12 protein-coding genes and 1 pseudogene are annotated in these 13,940 nt (G+C 55.2%); 7 read left to right on the top strand and 6 right to left on the bottom strand.

Annotation, left to right across the window (positions count from 1 at the left end; all coding sequences use genetic code 11):
- Positions 1-15: 15 nt before the first annotated feature.
- Both AC1EJ1_RS06125 and AC1EJ1_RS06120 read right to left on the bottom strand, forming a co-directional pair.
- Positions 16-531 (bottom strand): FCD domain-containing protein, encoded by a 516-nt coding sequence (locus tag AC1EJ1_RS06125; RefSeq protein ID WP_480295612.1) that lies wholly within the window; start codon positions 529-531, stop codon positions 16-18.
- Between the two features lie 21 nt (positions 532-552).
- Positions 553-696 (bottom strand): annotated as a pseudogene (locus AC1EJ1_RS06120) (FadR/GntR family transcriptional regulator); the annotation flags it as partial.
- A gap of 144 nt (positions 697-840) precedes the next feature.
- On the opposite strand from AC1EJ1_RS06120, the gene AC1EJ1_RS06115 reads away from it, so the two are divergent.
- The 5 genes from AC1EJ1_RS06115 to AC1EJ1_RS06095 all read left to right on the top strand — a co-directional run bounded on the left by AC1EJ1_RS06115 (position 841) and on the right by AC1EJ1_RS06095 (position 6,248).
- Positions 841-2,031, top strand: a complete 1,191-nt coding sequence (locus tag AC1EJ1_RS06115) for an aminotransferase class V-fold PLP-dependent enzyme (RefSeq protein ID WP_480295535.1) — start codon at positions 841-843, stop codon at positions 2,029-2,031.
- Between the two features lie 28 nt (positions 2,032-2,059).
- A complete protein-coding gene (locus AC1EJ1_RS06110; protein WP_070725918.1) occupies positions 2,060-3,385 on the top strand; it encodes an ABC transporter substrate-binding protein in 1,326 nt (441 codons plus the stop codon).
- Positions 3,373-4,329, top strand: a complete 957-nt coding sequence (locus AC1EJ1_RS06105; RefSeq protein WP_480295534.1) for a carbohydrate ABC transporter permease — start codon at positions 3,373-3,375, stop codon at positions 4,327-4,329. Before AC1EJ1_RS06110 ends, AC1EJ1_RS06105 begins: the two co-directional genes overlap by 13 nt.
- Positions 4,329-5,165, top strand: a complete 837-nt coding sequence (locus AC1EJ1_RS06100; RefSeq protein ID WP_480295533.1) for a carbohydrate ABC transporter permease — start codon at positions 4,329-4,331, stop codon at positions 5,163-5,165. Before AC1EJ1_RS06105 ends, AC1EJ1_RS06100 begins: the two co-directional genes overlap by 1 nt.
- A 99-nt stretch (positions 5,166-5,264) precedes the next feature.
- Positions 5,265-6,248 (top strand): L-lactate dehydrogenase, encoded by a 984-nt coding sequence (locus AC1EJ1_RS06095; RefSeq protein WP_058236451.1) that lies wholly within the window; start codon positions 5,265-5,267, stop codon positions 6,246-6,248.
- A 1-nt stretch (position 6,249) separates the two neighbouring features.
- Here AC1EJ1_RS06095 and lexA read toward each other — a convergent pair whose 3' ends face one another.
- Complete coding sequence (gene lexA / locus AC1EJ1_RS06090) at positions 6,250-6,948, bottom strand: transcriptional repressor LexA (RefSeq protein WP_058236452.1); 699 nt, start codon at positions 6,946-6,948, stop codon at positions 6,250-6,252.
- Positions 6,949-7,148: 200 nt separating this feature from the next.
- Between lexA and AC1EJ1_RS06085 the strand changes: the two genes are divergently transcribed.
- Both AC1EJ1_RS06085 and nrdR read left to right on the top strand, forming a co-directional pair.
- A complete protein-coding gene (locus tag AC1EJ1_RS06085; protein ID WP_070725911.1) occupies positions 7,149-7,631 on the top strand; it encodes a LysM peptidoglycan-binding domain-containing protein in 483 nt (160 codons plus the stop codon).
- An 87-nt stretch (positions 7,632-7,718) separates the two neighbouring features.
- Positions 7,719-8,342, top strand: coding sequence for a transcriptional regulator NrdR (gene nrdR, locus AC1EJ1_RS06080; protein WP_058236861.1), 624 nt, complete (start codon positions 7,719-7,721; stop codon positions 8,340-8,342).
- Positions 8,343-8,386: 44 nt separating this feature from the next.
- Here nrdR and AC1EJ1_RS06075 read toward each other — a convergent pair whose 3' ends face one another.
- The 3 genes from AC1EJ1_RS06075 to AC1EJ1_RS06065 form a co-directional block, all read right to left on the bottom strand.
- The gene (locus tag AC1EJ1_RS06075; protein WP_480295532.1) at positions 8,387-10,198 is read right to left on the bottom strand and encodes an AMP-binding protein; all 1,812 of its coding nucleotides are present in this window, start codon (positions 10,196-10,198) and stop codon (positions 8,387-8,389) included.
- A gap of 81 nt (positions 10,199-10,279) precedes the next feature.
- On the bottom strand, positions 10,280-11,485 hold the full coding sequence (gene serA / locus AC1EJ1_RS06070) for a phosphoglycerate dehydrogenase (protein ID WP_070725907.1): 1,206 nt from the start codon (positions 11,483-11,485) through the stop codon (positions 10,280-10,282).
- Positions 11,486-11,517: 32 nt separating this feature from the next.
- A complete protein-coding gene (locus AC1EJ1_RS06065; RefSeq protein WP_480295531.1) occupies positions 11,518-13,803 on the bottom strand; it encodes a HelD family protein in 2,286 nt (761 codons plus the stop codon).
- Positions 13,804-13,940: the final 137 nt, after the last annotated feature.

The raw sequence follows: 13,940 nt of genomic DNA, 5'->3' as shown, positions 1-13,940 counted from the left end.
GGCGCTGAAAAGCGCCTACTTAGTCTGATTCTTCCCGGCCTCATCTGTAAAAACCGTCGGGTCGGGCTTTATCTTCGATAGCCAACCGTATGTTGTGAAAACGTGCTGCATGGACAGAACACGTGCTGTCTCCGGTTTACGTTCCTGTATAGCTCTCGCAATAAGTATATGCGCATCGTCGCTAACATCTTTCAAAGAAGAAGAATGTTCCTGCTCGTATATTCGGTAATCTAACCCTCGCCGGCGGATGGTCCTCAGCAGCTCAGTAATAATAGGATCCCCACACCCCTCGTTGATCGCAGTGTGGAATTGCATGTCAAGGACCTGAGCTTCATCAGAGGGCGGAGTTGCTCTTAATTTGTGTGCCAGTTCCATGAGAGAACTCGCTTGCATCTCAGTGAAGGAAGCTGCAGATTGTGCTGCAGCATATCCTTCGAGAATTGCTCTGAGATTCAAGAACTCGAGAAATTTATCCAGTGGGAGCAGTGGAACTATAGTTGCGAGACCTTGCATTATTTGCGCGGCCGACATGGTCGAAACATTAACCGTACTGCCGTGTTTGGAGGTCAGTACGCCAATGGCGGTGAGCATCCTCTGTGCTTCGCGTAGGGAACTGCGCGAAACTGAGAACCGAGCGCATAGCTCTGCTTCGTTTGGAAGTTGATCGCCTGGCAGTACCTCGCCGGAAGCAATCATATGGCAAATTCCGAGTCGTGCTTGCTCCACCGCAGTCATAGCCTTGACCCCACTATTGTCTGATGAAAGTTTTAAAAGAGTGTCTTTATCTTACATTTGAAAGGTCTGCTAGGGTGCTATTGTCAGACAAGGAGGTGGAATGCGATGGTGCACTCTAAGCGCTCAGATTCTTTGGCTGGGGACGTTGCGTGGGCCTTAAGTTCAGAGATTCGCCAGCTTAACCACGGCTCGTTTGGTGGCGTACCAGAGTATGTTGCAAAGATCCAGAACAATCTTCGTTCGCAGATGCTGGCCGACCCCGTAACGTGGTTCGCCGGTCTTCCCAGTCGCGTGGCAAACGCGCGCGTGAAGATTTCCCGTATTTTAGGTGTAGATGAGGAAGACTTAGTCTTCGTTGCAAATGCGTCAGCAGGAGCTTCCGCAGTTTTCGACTCGTTTCTTGGAAAAGAACCAGTTAATGTCCTTGTGACTAATCATGGCTACGGTGCCGTGAGTATGGGGGCAAGACGGCTCGCAGAACTGACCGGCGGGTCATTTAATGTCGTTAGCATTCCTATTTCGTTCAAACAAGCAGAGATTCAAGAAAGTGTCCTGACAGCTTGCGATCAATATAGTCCAACCATCTTGGTTATTGATCAGATCACCTCTGCGACTGCGGAATATTTCCCCGCAGAGGAAATATGTGTAGAGGCACGAAAACGTGGCATTTTCACATTGGTAGATGGTGCCCATGCTCCCGGAATTCTAGCTAATCCAGTTTGCCGTGAGGCGGACTACTGGATAGGAAACTTCCACAAGTTTGCGTGCGCACCTCCAGGCTGTGCTGTTTTGGTTGCGCGAGCGGGTAAAGAACGCCTTTATCCCGTGATTGATTCGTGGGGCACAGATCTTTCTTTCCCGCAGCGCTTTGATCACACAGGAACAATGGACGTAACTTCGTGGTTAGTTGCTCCGATTGCTTGGGACTATATTTCGAGAGAAATCGGGTGGAGCGAGATTTATCGATATTCCAAGAACATAGCGGATTATGGCGAAAGTAGACTGCGCGAAGTTCTTGATCCTGAGGGTCGCTTTGAGGGAGTGGGAAGTCCGGTGTCGTGTATGAGGATTCTTCCGCTCCCGGAACCTTTAGGCAGAACGAGGATTGAGGCTGACTCTCTGAGGATTCCCTTCATTGAGAAGGTTCGAATTGCACTCTCGTTCACGAGTTTCGATGGCGTTGGTTATCTGAGATTTTCGACACATGCGTATACTTGTAAAGATGACTTTGACCATTTAGTCAGTGCAGGAATACCTGTGTTGCAGCAATGGGCACGAGCGGTTCATGACAATTAGTTACATTTCGAGTTCCAAAGGAGGAGCTATGGGTATGAAATTTGCCAGAATTGGCGCCACTGTTGCTTTAGGAAGCATGGTGCTTAGCGGGTGTGGAGGAGCAGGTGGTGATTCATCTGGCACCTCTGGAGCATCTGGAGATAGTGGAAACACAGTTAACCTCAAGATGGTCGAATCTTTAACGAATCCAGCGAGAACGGCCTTGATTAAGGAATTGCTTGCTGACTTCGAAAAAGAGAATCCAAATATCAAAGTCGAATTGATTTCTCCTCCGACCGAGCAAGCTGATCAGAAAATTCAACAAATGCTGCAGGCTGGTACTGGTGTCGACGTCCTTGAAGTTAGGGACTTGACCGTTGGCCCCTTCTCCAATAATGGTTGGCTGCTGGACATGGCTGACCATATTAAGCAGTGGGATGGATACGAGAAGTTAACTGAGCAGGCTAAGAAATTCACGATCGATTCAGAGGGCCACTCATATTTGGTGCCGTATGGGTTCTACGGTCTGAGCTTGTTCTATAGGACAGATCTTGTAGAAGAGGCGGGATTCGATGGGCCGCCAGAGACTTGGGAAGAGCTCGTCGAACAAGCTGAAGCTATCCAAGACCCAACGCAAAATAGGTACGGTTATGCTTTCCGCGGTGGGTCAAATTCAGCAGGTCAGCTCATGTCTATTTTGGAGGCTTACAACGCGGATCATCTCGACGTTGAAAATGCTTACAAGGTGGATTCTGGTAAGACGATCTTCTCTACGCCGGAGTCTCAGGAGGCACTTGATAAATACATAGAGCTGTTCCACAAAGGCTCTCCTGACTCCTCTGTCTCTTGGGGCTTTTCTGAAATGGTGCAGGGATTCACTAACGGTTCCACCGCTTTCTTGTTACAGGATCCAGAGGTAATTGCGACGGTTCGTGAATCATCATTAACTGAAGATCAATGGGCTGTAGCGCCGAATCCTGTGGGCCCGACCGGCAAGGCTGCTTGGCCTATGGCTACTGCCGGATGGGGTGTGACGTCCTTCTCAGAGCATAGTGAAGAGGCTATGAAGCTGGTGACCTGGCTTGCTGGCGAAGAGCCATCCGTGAAGTTTGCGCAGGAAAATTCGCTTGTCCCTATTCAGACCTCCGCAGCTGAGGATGAATTCTTTAAGACGGGACCATGGGCTGCTTATGTCGAGATGACGAGTGCACCTGAGAAATGGATTTCTGTGACAGAACCTCGCGGCTCATCGTGGTGGACTGAATGGATGCAGCGTTCTGAAGCGGATTTGCAACAGGTCCTCATCGGTGAGATGACCACCGCAGATCTTCTAAAAGGCTGGGATACCTATTGGAGCAGTAAGTGGGCAGGGTAAAGCCGATCCAACAGCGGCAAAAGCGACAGGCTGGCAGTGCGGGAAAGCGCATCAATTCGAACAAGCGACAAATCTCAACTCGCAAAGTTTGGACCATAGCTGCCTTTTTACTGCCAGCCTGCGCTTTCGTCGCGCTCTTCACCTACTATCCACTCCTTCGTGGCGGTCAGATGGCGTTCCATCAGTGGGAGCTGTGGGACTTGACGCAAACGCCGTTTGTGGGACTGGATAACTTTAGGGCTCTCGTTAAGAATCCGCTCTTCTCAAAGACCATGCTCAACTCGCTGGTTTGGGTTGTCGCGTCGCTTGTGCCACAGCTCGTAATCGGCTTCTTAATTGCGTTAGGTTTGAAGGAAAAGTTTAAATTTCGTGGGCTATATCAAGCCCTTATCTTTTACCCATGGGCAGTATCTGGCTTCCTTATTGGAATTCTTTTCCGCTGGATGTTTAACTCCGAATTCGGTGTCATCAATGATCTCCTCACGAAGGCCCACATCATTGACTCACCTGTGCCGTGGCTAGCGAATCCTCGATATGCAATGATTGCAGTTATTATCGCGAATATTTGGTACGGCGTTACTTTTTTCGCAATAATGATTCTGGCAGCATTGCAATCTGTTCCTAACGAACTCCTAGAGGCTGCAGCTCTTGACGGCGCGGGGAAATGGCGATCGCTTTTTCAGGTGGTAATTCCCACTATTCGATCAACCCTGTTTCTCACGATCTTATTGCGAGTCATCTGGATATTTAACTTCCCGGACATCATCTACGCCATGACTGGAGGCGGCCCGGCGAATCAGACGCACATCGCCACCACGTGGATGATTCAATTTACGCAGCAGGGCAGCTATGGAATGGCGTCTGCTCTAGGTTTCATTATCGTTGCGATATTGACTGTCTTCACGGGAATCTATCTCGCGTTGTTGGGAAGGGGGGAGAAGTAGTGCTGACTCGAGAAACTTTCGCAGGAAAGGCAGTTAAAATCGTTGGCTTGGCTTTATGGCTGATCATTTCGCTATTTCCTCTTTACTGGATTCTCCTGACCTCGCTTAAGCCTTCGTCTCAAATCGGCGAGTATCCGGTACGATACTGGCCTCGAGAATTCTCGGTTGAGAATTACCTCAGCCTGTTTAGGAACGTGCAATTTGGTCAGTATATGCTGAACTCCTTAATTGTCGCTTCTATGGCTGCATCCGTGGCGACGATCATTGCGATGCTGAGTGGATACGTCTTGAGTAGGTTTGAGTTTTCAGGTAAGGGTGCGATTCTTCTTGTCTTCCTCGTGACGCAGATGATTCCTGCCTTCATAGCCCTCGGGCCTTTGTATCAAATGCTGTCTGGATGGGGTTTGGTCGATACAAGATTCGGTCTAGTTCTCGTCTATATTGCGATGACTATTCCTTTTTCGTCGGTAATGCTGCGTGGCTTTTTTGACAATATTCCAGATTCTTTGGAAGAAGCGGCAATGGTTGATGGATTGACCAGAGCCGGGGCTCTATGGCGGGTGATTGTTCCTGTTATGCTCCCAGGCATCATAGCGACTTTTATTTTCAACTTCGTAAATACCTGGAACGAGCTTTTCCTGTCAGTTACCCTCATCAATACGGATTCAAAACGCACCATTCCTACTGCATTGAATGGCTTCATCTCGAATGTCAGTATCGAATGGGGGCCGATGTCAGCAGCTGCTGTGTTAACAATTCTTCCGACCATGATCCTTTTCGCCTTCGCTAGCAAGTGGATCATCGCGGGACTGACCCAGGGAGCAACGAAGGGGTGACCTCGGAGGGCTAATGAAGAGAGGTATCCGCTTCCCAAAATTCATCTGATTTGGGATGATGGTGCCGGATCGGAATGAAGGAGGCATCAGGTGCACCACATGACTGCTCAAACCTTGTACCCCTCAGGGACGGAAGGACACCCGTCGAAAATCGCGGTGATCGGGGCTGGAGCGGTTGGCACCGCAGTCGCCTACGCGTGCGCCATGAGGGGCGACGCCCGCACCATCGTCCTCCAGGACATCAACAAGAAGAAGGTCGAGGCTGAAGCGCTCGATATCGCTCACGGCATCCAGTTCACCCCATGCGGCGCCGTTGAAGGATCCGACGATGTGGAAATCGTGCGAGGATCCGACCTGGTGATTGTCACCGCCGGTGCGAAGCAGAAACCGGGACAAACCCGCCTTGAGCTGGCTGGCTCCACCGTCAACCTCATGAAAACCATCGTGCCGAACCTGCAGAACGTCGCACCGCACGCCCGCTTCATGTTCATCACGAACCCCGTTGACATCGTGACCTATGCGGCGCTGAAAATCATGGGTGTTCCACGCAACCAGGTCTTCGGCTCGGGCACCGTGCTCGACACATCGCGCCTGCGCTACCTGGTTTCGCGCGAAACCGGAGTGGCCACACAGAACATCCACGCCTACGTGACAGGCGAACATGGTGATTCAGAGGTGGCACTGTGGTCATCCGCTGAAATTGGAAACGTGCCGATCCGGCACTGGGGGCCCACCCTGAGCGGCAGGCTCTTCGACAGTGATCTGCGCAAGGAAATTGCGGAAGAAGTCACCCAATCGGCCTATAAGATCATCGAAGGTAAAGGCGCCACGAATTACGCGATTGGCCTGTCGGCAGCTAACATTGCCCGCGCGGTGCTGCGAGACGAAAACCGAGTTCTGACGATCTCCTCGCTGCTTGAAGACTGGGAAGGCATCTCAGATGTCTGCATGGCTGCACCCACCATCGTTGGGCGAATGGGTGCAGGACGGGTGCTGAACCCGCCGCTGACGCTGGCTGAGCGCGACGGTCTGACCGAATCAGCCCGACGCTTGCGTGCTGTTGCGCAAGAGCTTGGGTTCTGACCTACAGGCAGCGGATCACGGTGACGACGAGGCCGAGGATCGTTGCCTCGTCACCAGGGATCGGACTGTAGGACTCGTTTTTCGGCAGCAGCCACACATGACCGTCGGCGTGAGACAGAATCTTGACAGTTGCTTCACCATCGATCATCGCGGCAACCGTCTGCCCGTCAACAGCGGTGGGCTGAGAGCGTACCACGACATAGTCACCATCAAGGATCCCCGCATCAATCATTGACTCGCCGTTGACACGCAGCATGAACACGTTGCCTTGCCCCGTCAGTGAGGTGGGAAGCTCGAACGTGTCCTCAACATGCTGTTCTGCCGTGATAGGCGCGCCGGCAGCGATCTGCCCGACGAGGGGGACAGGAACTGTGTCCTGGTCAGCATGGCTGACCGGGATCTCGATTTCATGGACAGTGGCAGGTGCCTGATCCTGAGCATCGCGGGGATCGCGGGAATCTCCAAGACCCTGCTCCGTGAGTTCAATGCACCGCGCCTGGCCAGGAAGACGACGGATAAAACCAGCCTCCTCCAGTGCGTCAATATGATGCTTGACTGTCGAGGGGGAGGCCAGCCCCACGTTCTGTGCAATCTCACGCACCGAGGGAGGGTAACCGCGTTCGCGGATACTCTCGCGAATCGTGTCGAGAATCTCACGCCTGCGACGGCTTAACGTCGCCTCATCCGTCTTCTTCGCCATCGATCCTCCCGTTTATGCAGGTCAATCAGTATTTGGAACGCAAATGCACATGGTCGTTGTTTCACTGTGTTTACAGGGTACCGAAGACTTAGGCAAATGTGAAACATTTGTTCGAGCAAGTCTTGTTGCCCTCATAAAATGATGATATCGTACAAGTGTTCGACGAACATTTGTACGACGATTGAAAGTGAGGGATTCTCATGAGCGCTGCGATTCTTGGAGCAGCTCGAACCGAACACTCCACAACGCGTCATGCTGCGAATCTGCATGTGGTGGACACCGGCGAACTCGCGACAGTTCGTGACATCTCCACTGCACCGTCTCTTCAACGCAAGCGTGCTCGCCTGCTGGAAGAAGACCCCGCCATTCGTCGTCATCCTGTTTTCGCGCGACATCGCGAGGCAGCCACGCCGCGGCTCACTCTTCGCTCTGTGGTGTGCACACTGAGCACATTGGCTGCCGCCACGACACTGAGCGTGGGTGCCGGTCTGTATTTCCAGCCAGACGACTACTCGGGGCCGACCGTGGCGCATTCGGTGACGAATGGAGAGTCAGTGTGGAGCCTTGCTCAAGCCGTGGATACTTCCCGCCCGCTCGAGCAGGTTGTTGTCGACATTGAGCGCCTCAATGACATTGACGGTCCCCTTCAGGTGGGGCAGCGTCTGCAAATCCCAGCAGAGTAGGATTGCGAGCCTGTTGTCACTGTGTCTCGTGTTGCAAATGAGGTGTGAAAACTCGTAGCGTTGAGCTAACACTAGATGGAGGCTCGCGTGCACTGCCCCTTTTGCCATAATCCTGACTCACGTGTCGTAGACACCAGGATCGCTGATGACGGAGCGTCAATTCGACGCCGCCGCGAATGCACTGTGTGCAAGAAGCGCTTCACCACGATTGAAACCTCCTCATTCCAGGTCGTCAAAAACTCAGGAGCAGTTGAGCCTTTCTCCCGAAACAAGGTTATCGCCGGCGTGCGTAAAGCATGCCAGGGAAGGCCAGTTACAGATCACGACCTCGCATTGCTCGCTCAACAAGTAGAAGAGCATCTGCGATCCAGTGGCGTCTCGAACGTCTCGTCAGAAGAAGTGGGCAAAGCAATTCTGCCGTTCCTGTCTCAACTCGATGAGATCGCATTCCTGCGGTTCGCATCTGTCTACCGCTCGTATAACTCGCTCGAAGACTTCGAAGATGCGATTGCGCAACTGCGCCTGCAGCGCCAGGAAAATGACGATGCTGACAAGACGGCCGATGACAAGGAAGCAACGGTGTCTACCCCCGGCAACACCCGCGACAGTGCGGCTGGGGTACCGCAGCACACTGGAGTGCACAAGCAGCACGCCCGAAAGCCTCGCAAGAAGCAGATCAGAGAAGAAGAGCCCACACTGCTCGACTCCTAATCGCCAGCGTGGGCTCCTACAACCGACTCCTACAACCGAGCGGCCTACTTGTCGCTGCGGCTCGAATCCTGATCGCGGTGCGAATCTCCCTGCCGTTTATCACGCAGACGCTCCACTGCAGCAGACACGGCAGACTGAGCCTGGTCGACAACCTCCTGGGCCTGCTGCGCAAGGTCAGCGGCACGCGACTGCATCGACAAAATATCCTCACGCACCCTGCGGCGCATCACCTTGCCGATCTGAGAGCGCGGCAACTCATTGAGGACAACGAGCTGGCGTGGCAGCGCATAGTGCGACAGTGACTTTTCAGCCCACGTGCGAATGTCATCCAACGTGACAGAGGCGCCCGCCTCCAGCACAATCGCTGCAGCAACCGACTCGCCTGACTTCTTGTCAGGCAATCCCACCACGGCAACATCGCGAACACCTGGCATTGAGCGCACCGCATCTTCAACCTGGCTCGGGAACACCTTGAAGCCCGACGAATTGATCATCTCCTTGCGGCGGTCGGCCATCGTGATGAAACCGTCATCAAGGACCACCAGATCGCCCGTGCGCAGCCACCCGTCAATCAGTGTCTGTTCGGTTTCATCCTCACGGTTCCAATACCCGGCAAACACCTGGGGACCTTTGACGATCAATTCACCGATCTGACCGTCGGGAACATCCTCGTCAATGTTGTCAGGATTGACAATTCGCACCTCGGTGGACGGGAAGGGCAGACCCAGCGTGCCGGGGCGGCGCGCGGGGGAAAGCGGCGAACCCAAGATAATCGGGCTTGCTTCCGTCATGCCGTAGCCCTCCACGATCAGGCCCCTGCTGGTTTCTTCCCAGCGGGCCGCAAGCTCACCATCCAGCGGCATCGCGCCCGAGATCGCAAATCGGACTGACGTGAGATCGGAATCAAGTTCTTCTGCCGCATCCAGGATGCGCTCATACATCGGCGGAACGCCGACGAAGAAGGTACACGGCAAACGCTTTTGTGCAGTCAGCAACATCGCGGTGTCGAACTTTGGGAAAAGCGCCAACGTTGCGCCCAGGCGGATACCTGCCATAAACGAAACACCGAAGCCAAAGGCGTGGAAGAGGGGGAGCACGCAGTACACAACCTCAGAGCCCTCGTGCAGATCTGGAACCCAGGCAATATCCTGCGCCACATTCGCCATGATGTTGCGGTGCGTAATCGTCGCAGCTTTCGGAGTGCCTGTCGTGCCGCCTGTATGCAGCAACAGCGCAGCATCGTCGGGGCGAGCAGGACTGTCACCGGACATCGGCTCGGCATGCTCAACCAACTTGTCCCACGAGGGTACATAGGCGGGAACTGGAGCGGAGATCTCCTGACGTTTTTCCCGCGCAGCCTTAACCGGCAAGCTCAGCAGGAAACGCGTCACCTTCGGCATGGCGTGCGTCAAATCCATTGCGAAAACCCTGCCGGTTCCGCGCAGAAAAGCCAGCTTGTCCACCACTTTTTCCCACGCGATAGCGACGCGCGCACCATGACGGTCAAAAGATTCGTGAATTTCGCGCTCAGGTGCCAGCGGATTGTGCTCCACCACAACAGCACCCACGTACAGCACTGCGTACACCGCCACAATGTGCTGTGGGCAGTTCGGCATCAGAATTGCCACGCGATCGCCTGGCCGCACACCGGCTCTCTTCAGCACCGTCGCACCCTGCCGAGCCTGCTTCACCAACTCCTGATAAGTAGTCGGGCGTGAGAAGAAATCCAGCGCCACGCGGTTCGGATAACGCGAAGCGACATCCTCAAGAACGTCGGTTATGCGGTGGTCCTTGATGTCAACAGAGTAAGGAATGCCAGGGGCGTACCCAGCCTGAAGCTGATGCATCAGTGTCATTGTTCCTCCTGGATCGTTCCACTAGGATTTACCTACCCTACGGTAGCGTAGGTTGGCAGGCCAGGAGAAACGCGTATCACACTACAAACTGGTCACGGTCAGACGAATCGTATCGTCCATCGACTCAATGGCATGAAGAGCCTCACGCGGCAATTCCGAAGAAATGTCGGTCAGGGCGTAGCCCACAAACCCCTGCGTCGACAGAATCTGGCCGTCAATATTGGCCCCGGACTCAGCAAATGTCTGGTTGATCAAAGCCAAAACACCGGGCGTATTGCGGTGAATGAGCGCAATCCGGTAACGCGACTGCGCCGAAGCCGCAAGCTGCAGATTCGGCAGATTCACACTCATATCCGTCGACCCTGTCGTCAGATAATCGCACAGCTTTGTTGACACAAAGTGTCCGATGTCCAGCTGAGCCTCTTCGGTGGAGCCACCCACGTGCGGCGTCAAAATCACGTTATCCATCCCCACCAGCGGCGAGGAGAACGGCTGGCCATTCTTCTTCGGCTCCTGCGGGAACACGTCGATAGCGGCGCCCGCCAGATGACGAGACAACAAGTGTGAGCGCAGCGCGTCAATATCCACCACGAACCCGCGCGACAGGTTGATGAAAACCGCCCCGCTCTTCATCATGTCGAATTCTTTTTCGCCAAACAGATTCCGGTTCTGCGGTGCGCCGTCAACATGGATCGACACAATATCCGCCTCACGCAACACCGATTCCATCGTCGGCATCTGCGTGGCGTTGCCCAGGGCGAGTCGCTCCGCAATGTCGTAAAAAATAACGTTCAGCCCCATCGCCTCGGCCAGCACTGACAACTGCGTGCCGATGTTGCCGTAGCCGATAATGCCGAGGGTGCGTCCGCGCACCTCGTGCGATCCGTCCGAACTCTTCTCCCACACGCCGCGGTGCAGACGCGAGTTCTTGACCGTGACACGACGCGTCAAGTCAATGATCAAACCGATCGCCAGTTCCACAACCGAACGGGTGTTGGAATACGGAGCGTTGAACACGGCGATACCGTGCTTGGTGGCCGTGGAAAGATCAATCTGGTTCGTCCCAATACAGAAAGCACCGATTGCTTGAAGCTGAGGGTTCGCTTCAATGGCACGCTGTGTGACACGGGTCTTGGACCGCACGCCCACCATGTCAAAACCGTGAAGCGCCTCAATCAACTCATTTTCGTCCAGGGCACCGCTGACGCGTTCAACCTCGACATTGTGATCTGCGAAGATTTGATCAGCGTCAGCGTGAGGATTTTCAAGCAAGAGAACACGAGTCATAAGCTCATATTCTCACAAAGGTGACCTGAAAGTCAGTTCTGTTCAAGTCCGGACAGAACCTGTCCGCTGGAGACGATATGCAGGCGCTGAGTGGATCGCGTCAGCGCCACAAAAAGATCACCCGGCCCGTCGCCCAGAATCTCAGAAGGCTCCACCACGATAACTGAGTCAAACTCCAGCCCCTTCGCAGCCGTCGCACTCAGCACTGCGACCCGCTCACTGAGAGTGGTGTGCCCATCTGTGTCAGCGTTCCACTGGTCGGCGCGCTCCGATCCCATGATGATGGCCAGGCGCCCTCGTCCAATCCCAACCGTGTGGTCAAGTACGGACAATTCTCGCCGAATCGCCTCACGCGTCGGCTCCCACATGTCGTCTGTTTCAGGTGACGAGGGTGGCTGGTGCTCCTGCGCGAGATGCGTGAGCTCATAGGCATCGGTCACATCACGCACAGCCTGAAGCTCACCGGACATGGGTTCGCCTACCGCCGCCATAACGCGCTGAGCACGGTCAATGAGCTGGCGAGGCGTGCGATACGAGATCGTCAGCACATACTCCTCGCTCAAGGCGCGCGCAGCTGGCCCAAGAGCCTCGTGCCACGTGGACGGGCGATCATGTCCGCGACGCTGATCCAGATCACCGACGACAGTAAACGAGCGGGACGGGCAGCGGCGCAACAGAGCGCGCCACGCCATAGGGGAGAGCTCCTGAGCCTCATCCACGACGATATGCCCATATGTCCACGACCGGTCGCGTCGCGCACGCTCAGCCAGTGACGAATGAGATTCCCCTTCACGTGTCGCATCAGCCAGCATCTGAGCCGTGACGATACCGTCGCCCAGGTTTTGGCGCTCAATGGCTTCGCGCGCATATGCCAGACGCTCGGCGCGCTCATTATCCTCACGCTCACGCAAGGCCGAGGATGTCCCCAGCAGCTCCGCACACTCATCAAGCAGGGGAATATCACTGACTGTCAGCGGGGAACCTTTCGGGCGCCGAAGCCCAGCAATCTCATCGAAAGTGAGGCGATTGGGAACCGAAGCGTTGAGCTGTTCCAGATAGCCCGGGCGAGCAAAAATCCTCTCCAGCAACGTGAGCGGAGAAGTCGGCATCCACGCCAGGTTGATGGCGCGACGAGCATCCACCGAATCACGGATCTCCTGACGCCACATCTCCACGTCGTTGCCGTCCACGTCATGCACCCCTTCGCGCGAACGGCGATCACGTTCATCGGCAGCCAGTCGGCGCGCCAGAACATCCATGAGCTCCAGCGCAAAACCGTCACGCGCCTCATTGTGGGGCTTGCCCGTGCGGCGGGCGTGAGCATGTGCGGCGCGGATGTCCTCTACGGTCAGCGTGACGGTGCGTGACCACACGCGCAGCTCCTGATCAGCGTCAGGTACGCGCTGCAGCCCCTTGACTGCGCGGCGAATAATCGACTGCCACACCGCCTTGCCTTTGATGCGTGCCACGCGCTCGCTGTCGTGGGCCTGTGCATGGAATCCGGGCAGCAGGTCACCCATCGTCACGGACACGACGCCTGTTTCACCTAGAGACGGCAATACCTGCTCGATGTAGCGCAGGAAAACGTGGGAGGGGCCGATCAGGAGGACACCGGAATGCTGGAGCCTGTCACGCTGTGTGTACAGCAGGTAGGCGGCGCGATGCAGCGCAACAGCGGTCTTCCCGGTTCCCGGACCACCCTGAACGATGACCAGGCCGGAATCTTCTGAGCGGATCACGCTGTCCTGCTCGGCCTGAATGGTCGACACAATGTCGGTCATGTGGCCCTGACGGGCTTCGCTCAGTGCGGACATGAGTGCGCCTTCGCCCTGGAGCGTCATGTTCCGTTTGTTTGCGGCCTCCTGATCCAGTGCTTCATCTTCGATTGCGGTGACGCGGCGGGCTCGGGTGGTCAGGTGGCGCCGCCGGATTACACCCTGTGGATCAATGGCCGTCGCCTGGTAAAAGGGTCGCGAAGCGGGGGCGCGCCAGTCAATCAGCATGGGTTCGCCCTCGGCAGTTGAGATGCCGATGCGACCCACATAGTGAGTGAGGTCATCTTCCATGTCGATCCGGCCGAACACCAGGCGGTCCTCCACCTGATCGAGGCGCTCACGCAGGTCAGAGAAGTGTGCTGAGAGCACGTCACGTTCTGTGAATCCCTGAGCGTTGCCGACACCATGCTGGCGGTGGGCGCGTGCCTGCGCCAGACGGTACTCATCCTTCAACTGGTCAAGTCGGTGGTACGTCGCATCAACGACAGCCTGCTCATGAGCAATCTCGGGGTCCTGTGAGCCTGCGTCGACGGGTTCGAACATGCATCCTCCTGGCTAATTGACGGCATACTATTGTGCCCTATCTGGAGGACTTCGGCATACACAGCGAGATAGAAATTTCACCTTGTAGCTCAAAGCTCGCCTGAGGGCACGGATTTGGGTACCGTGGTAGTAGCGAC

The sequence above is a fragment of the Pauljensenia sp. C0170B4 genome, from assembly GCF_056590235.1.
The sequence above is the reverse complement of the archived record's forward strand: the minus strand, read 5'-3'. Positions and strand labels throughout refer to the sequence as shown.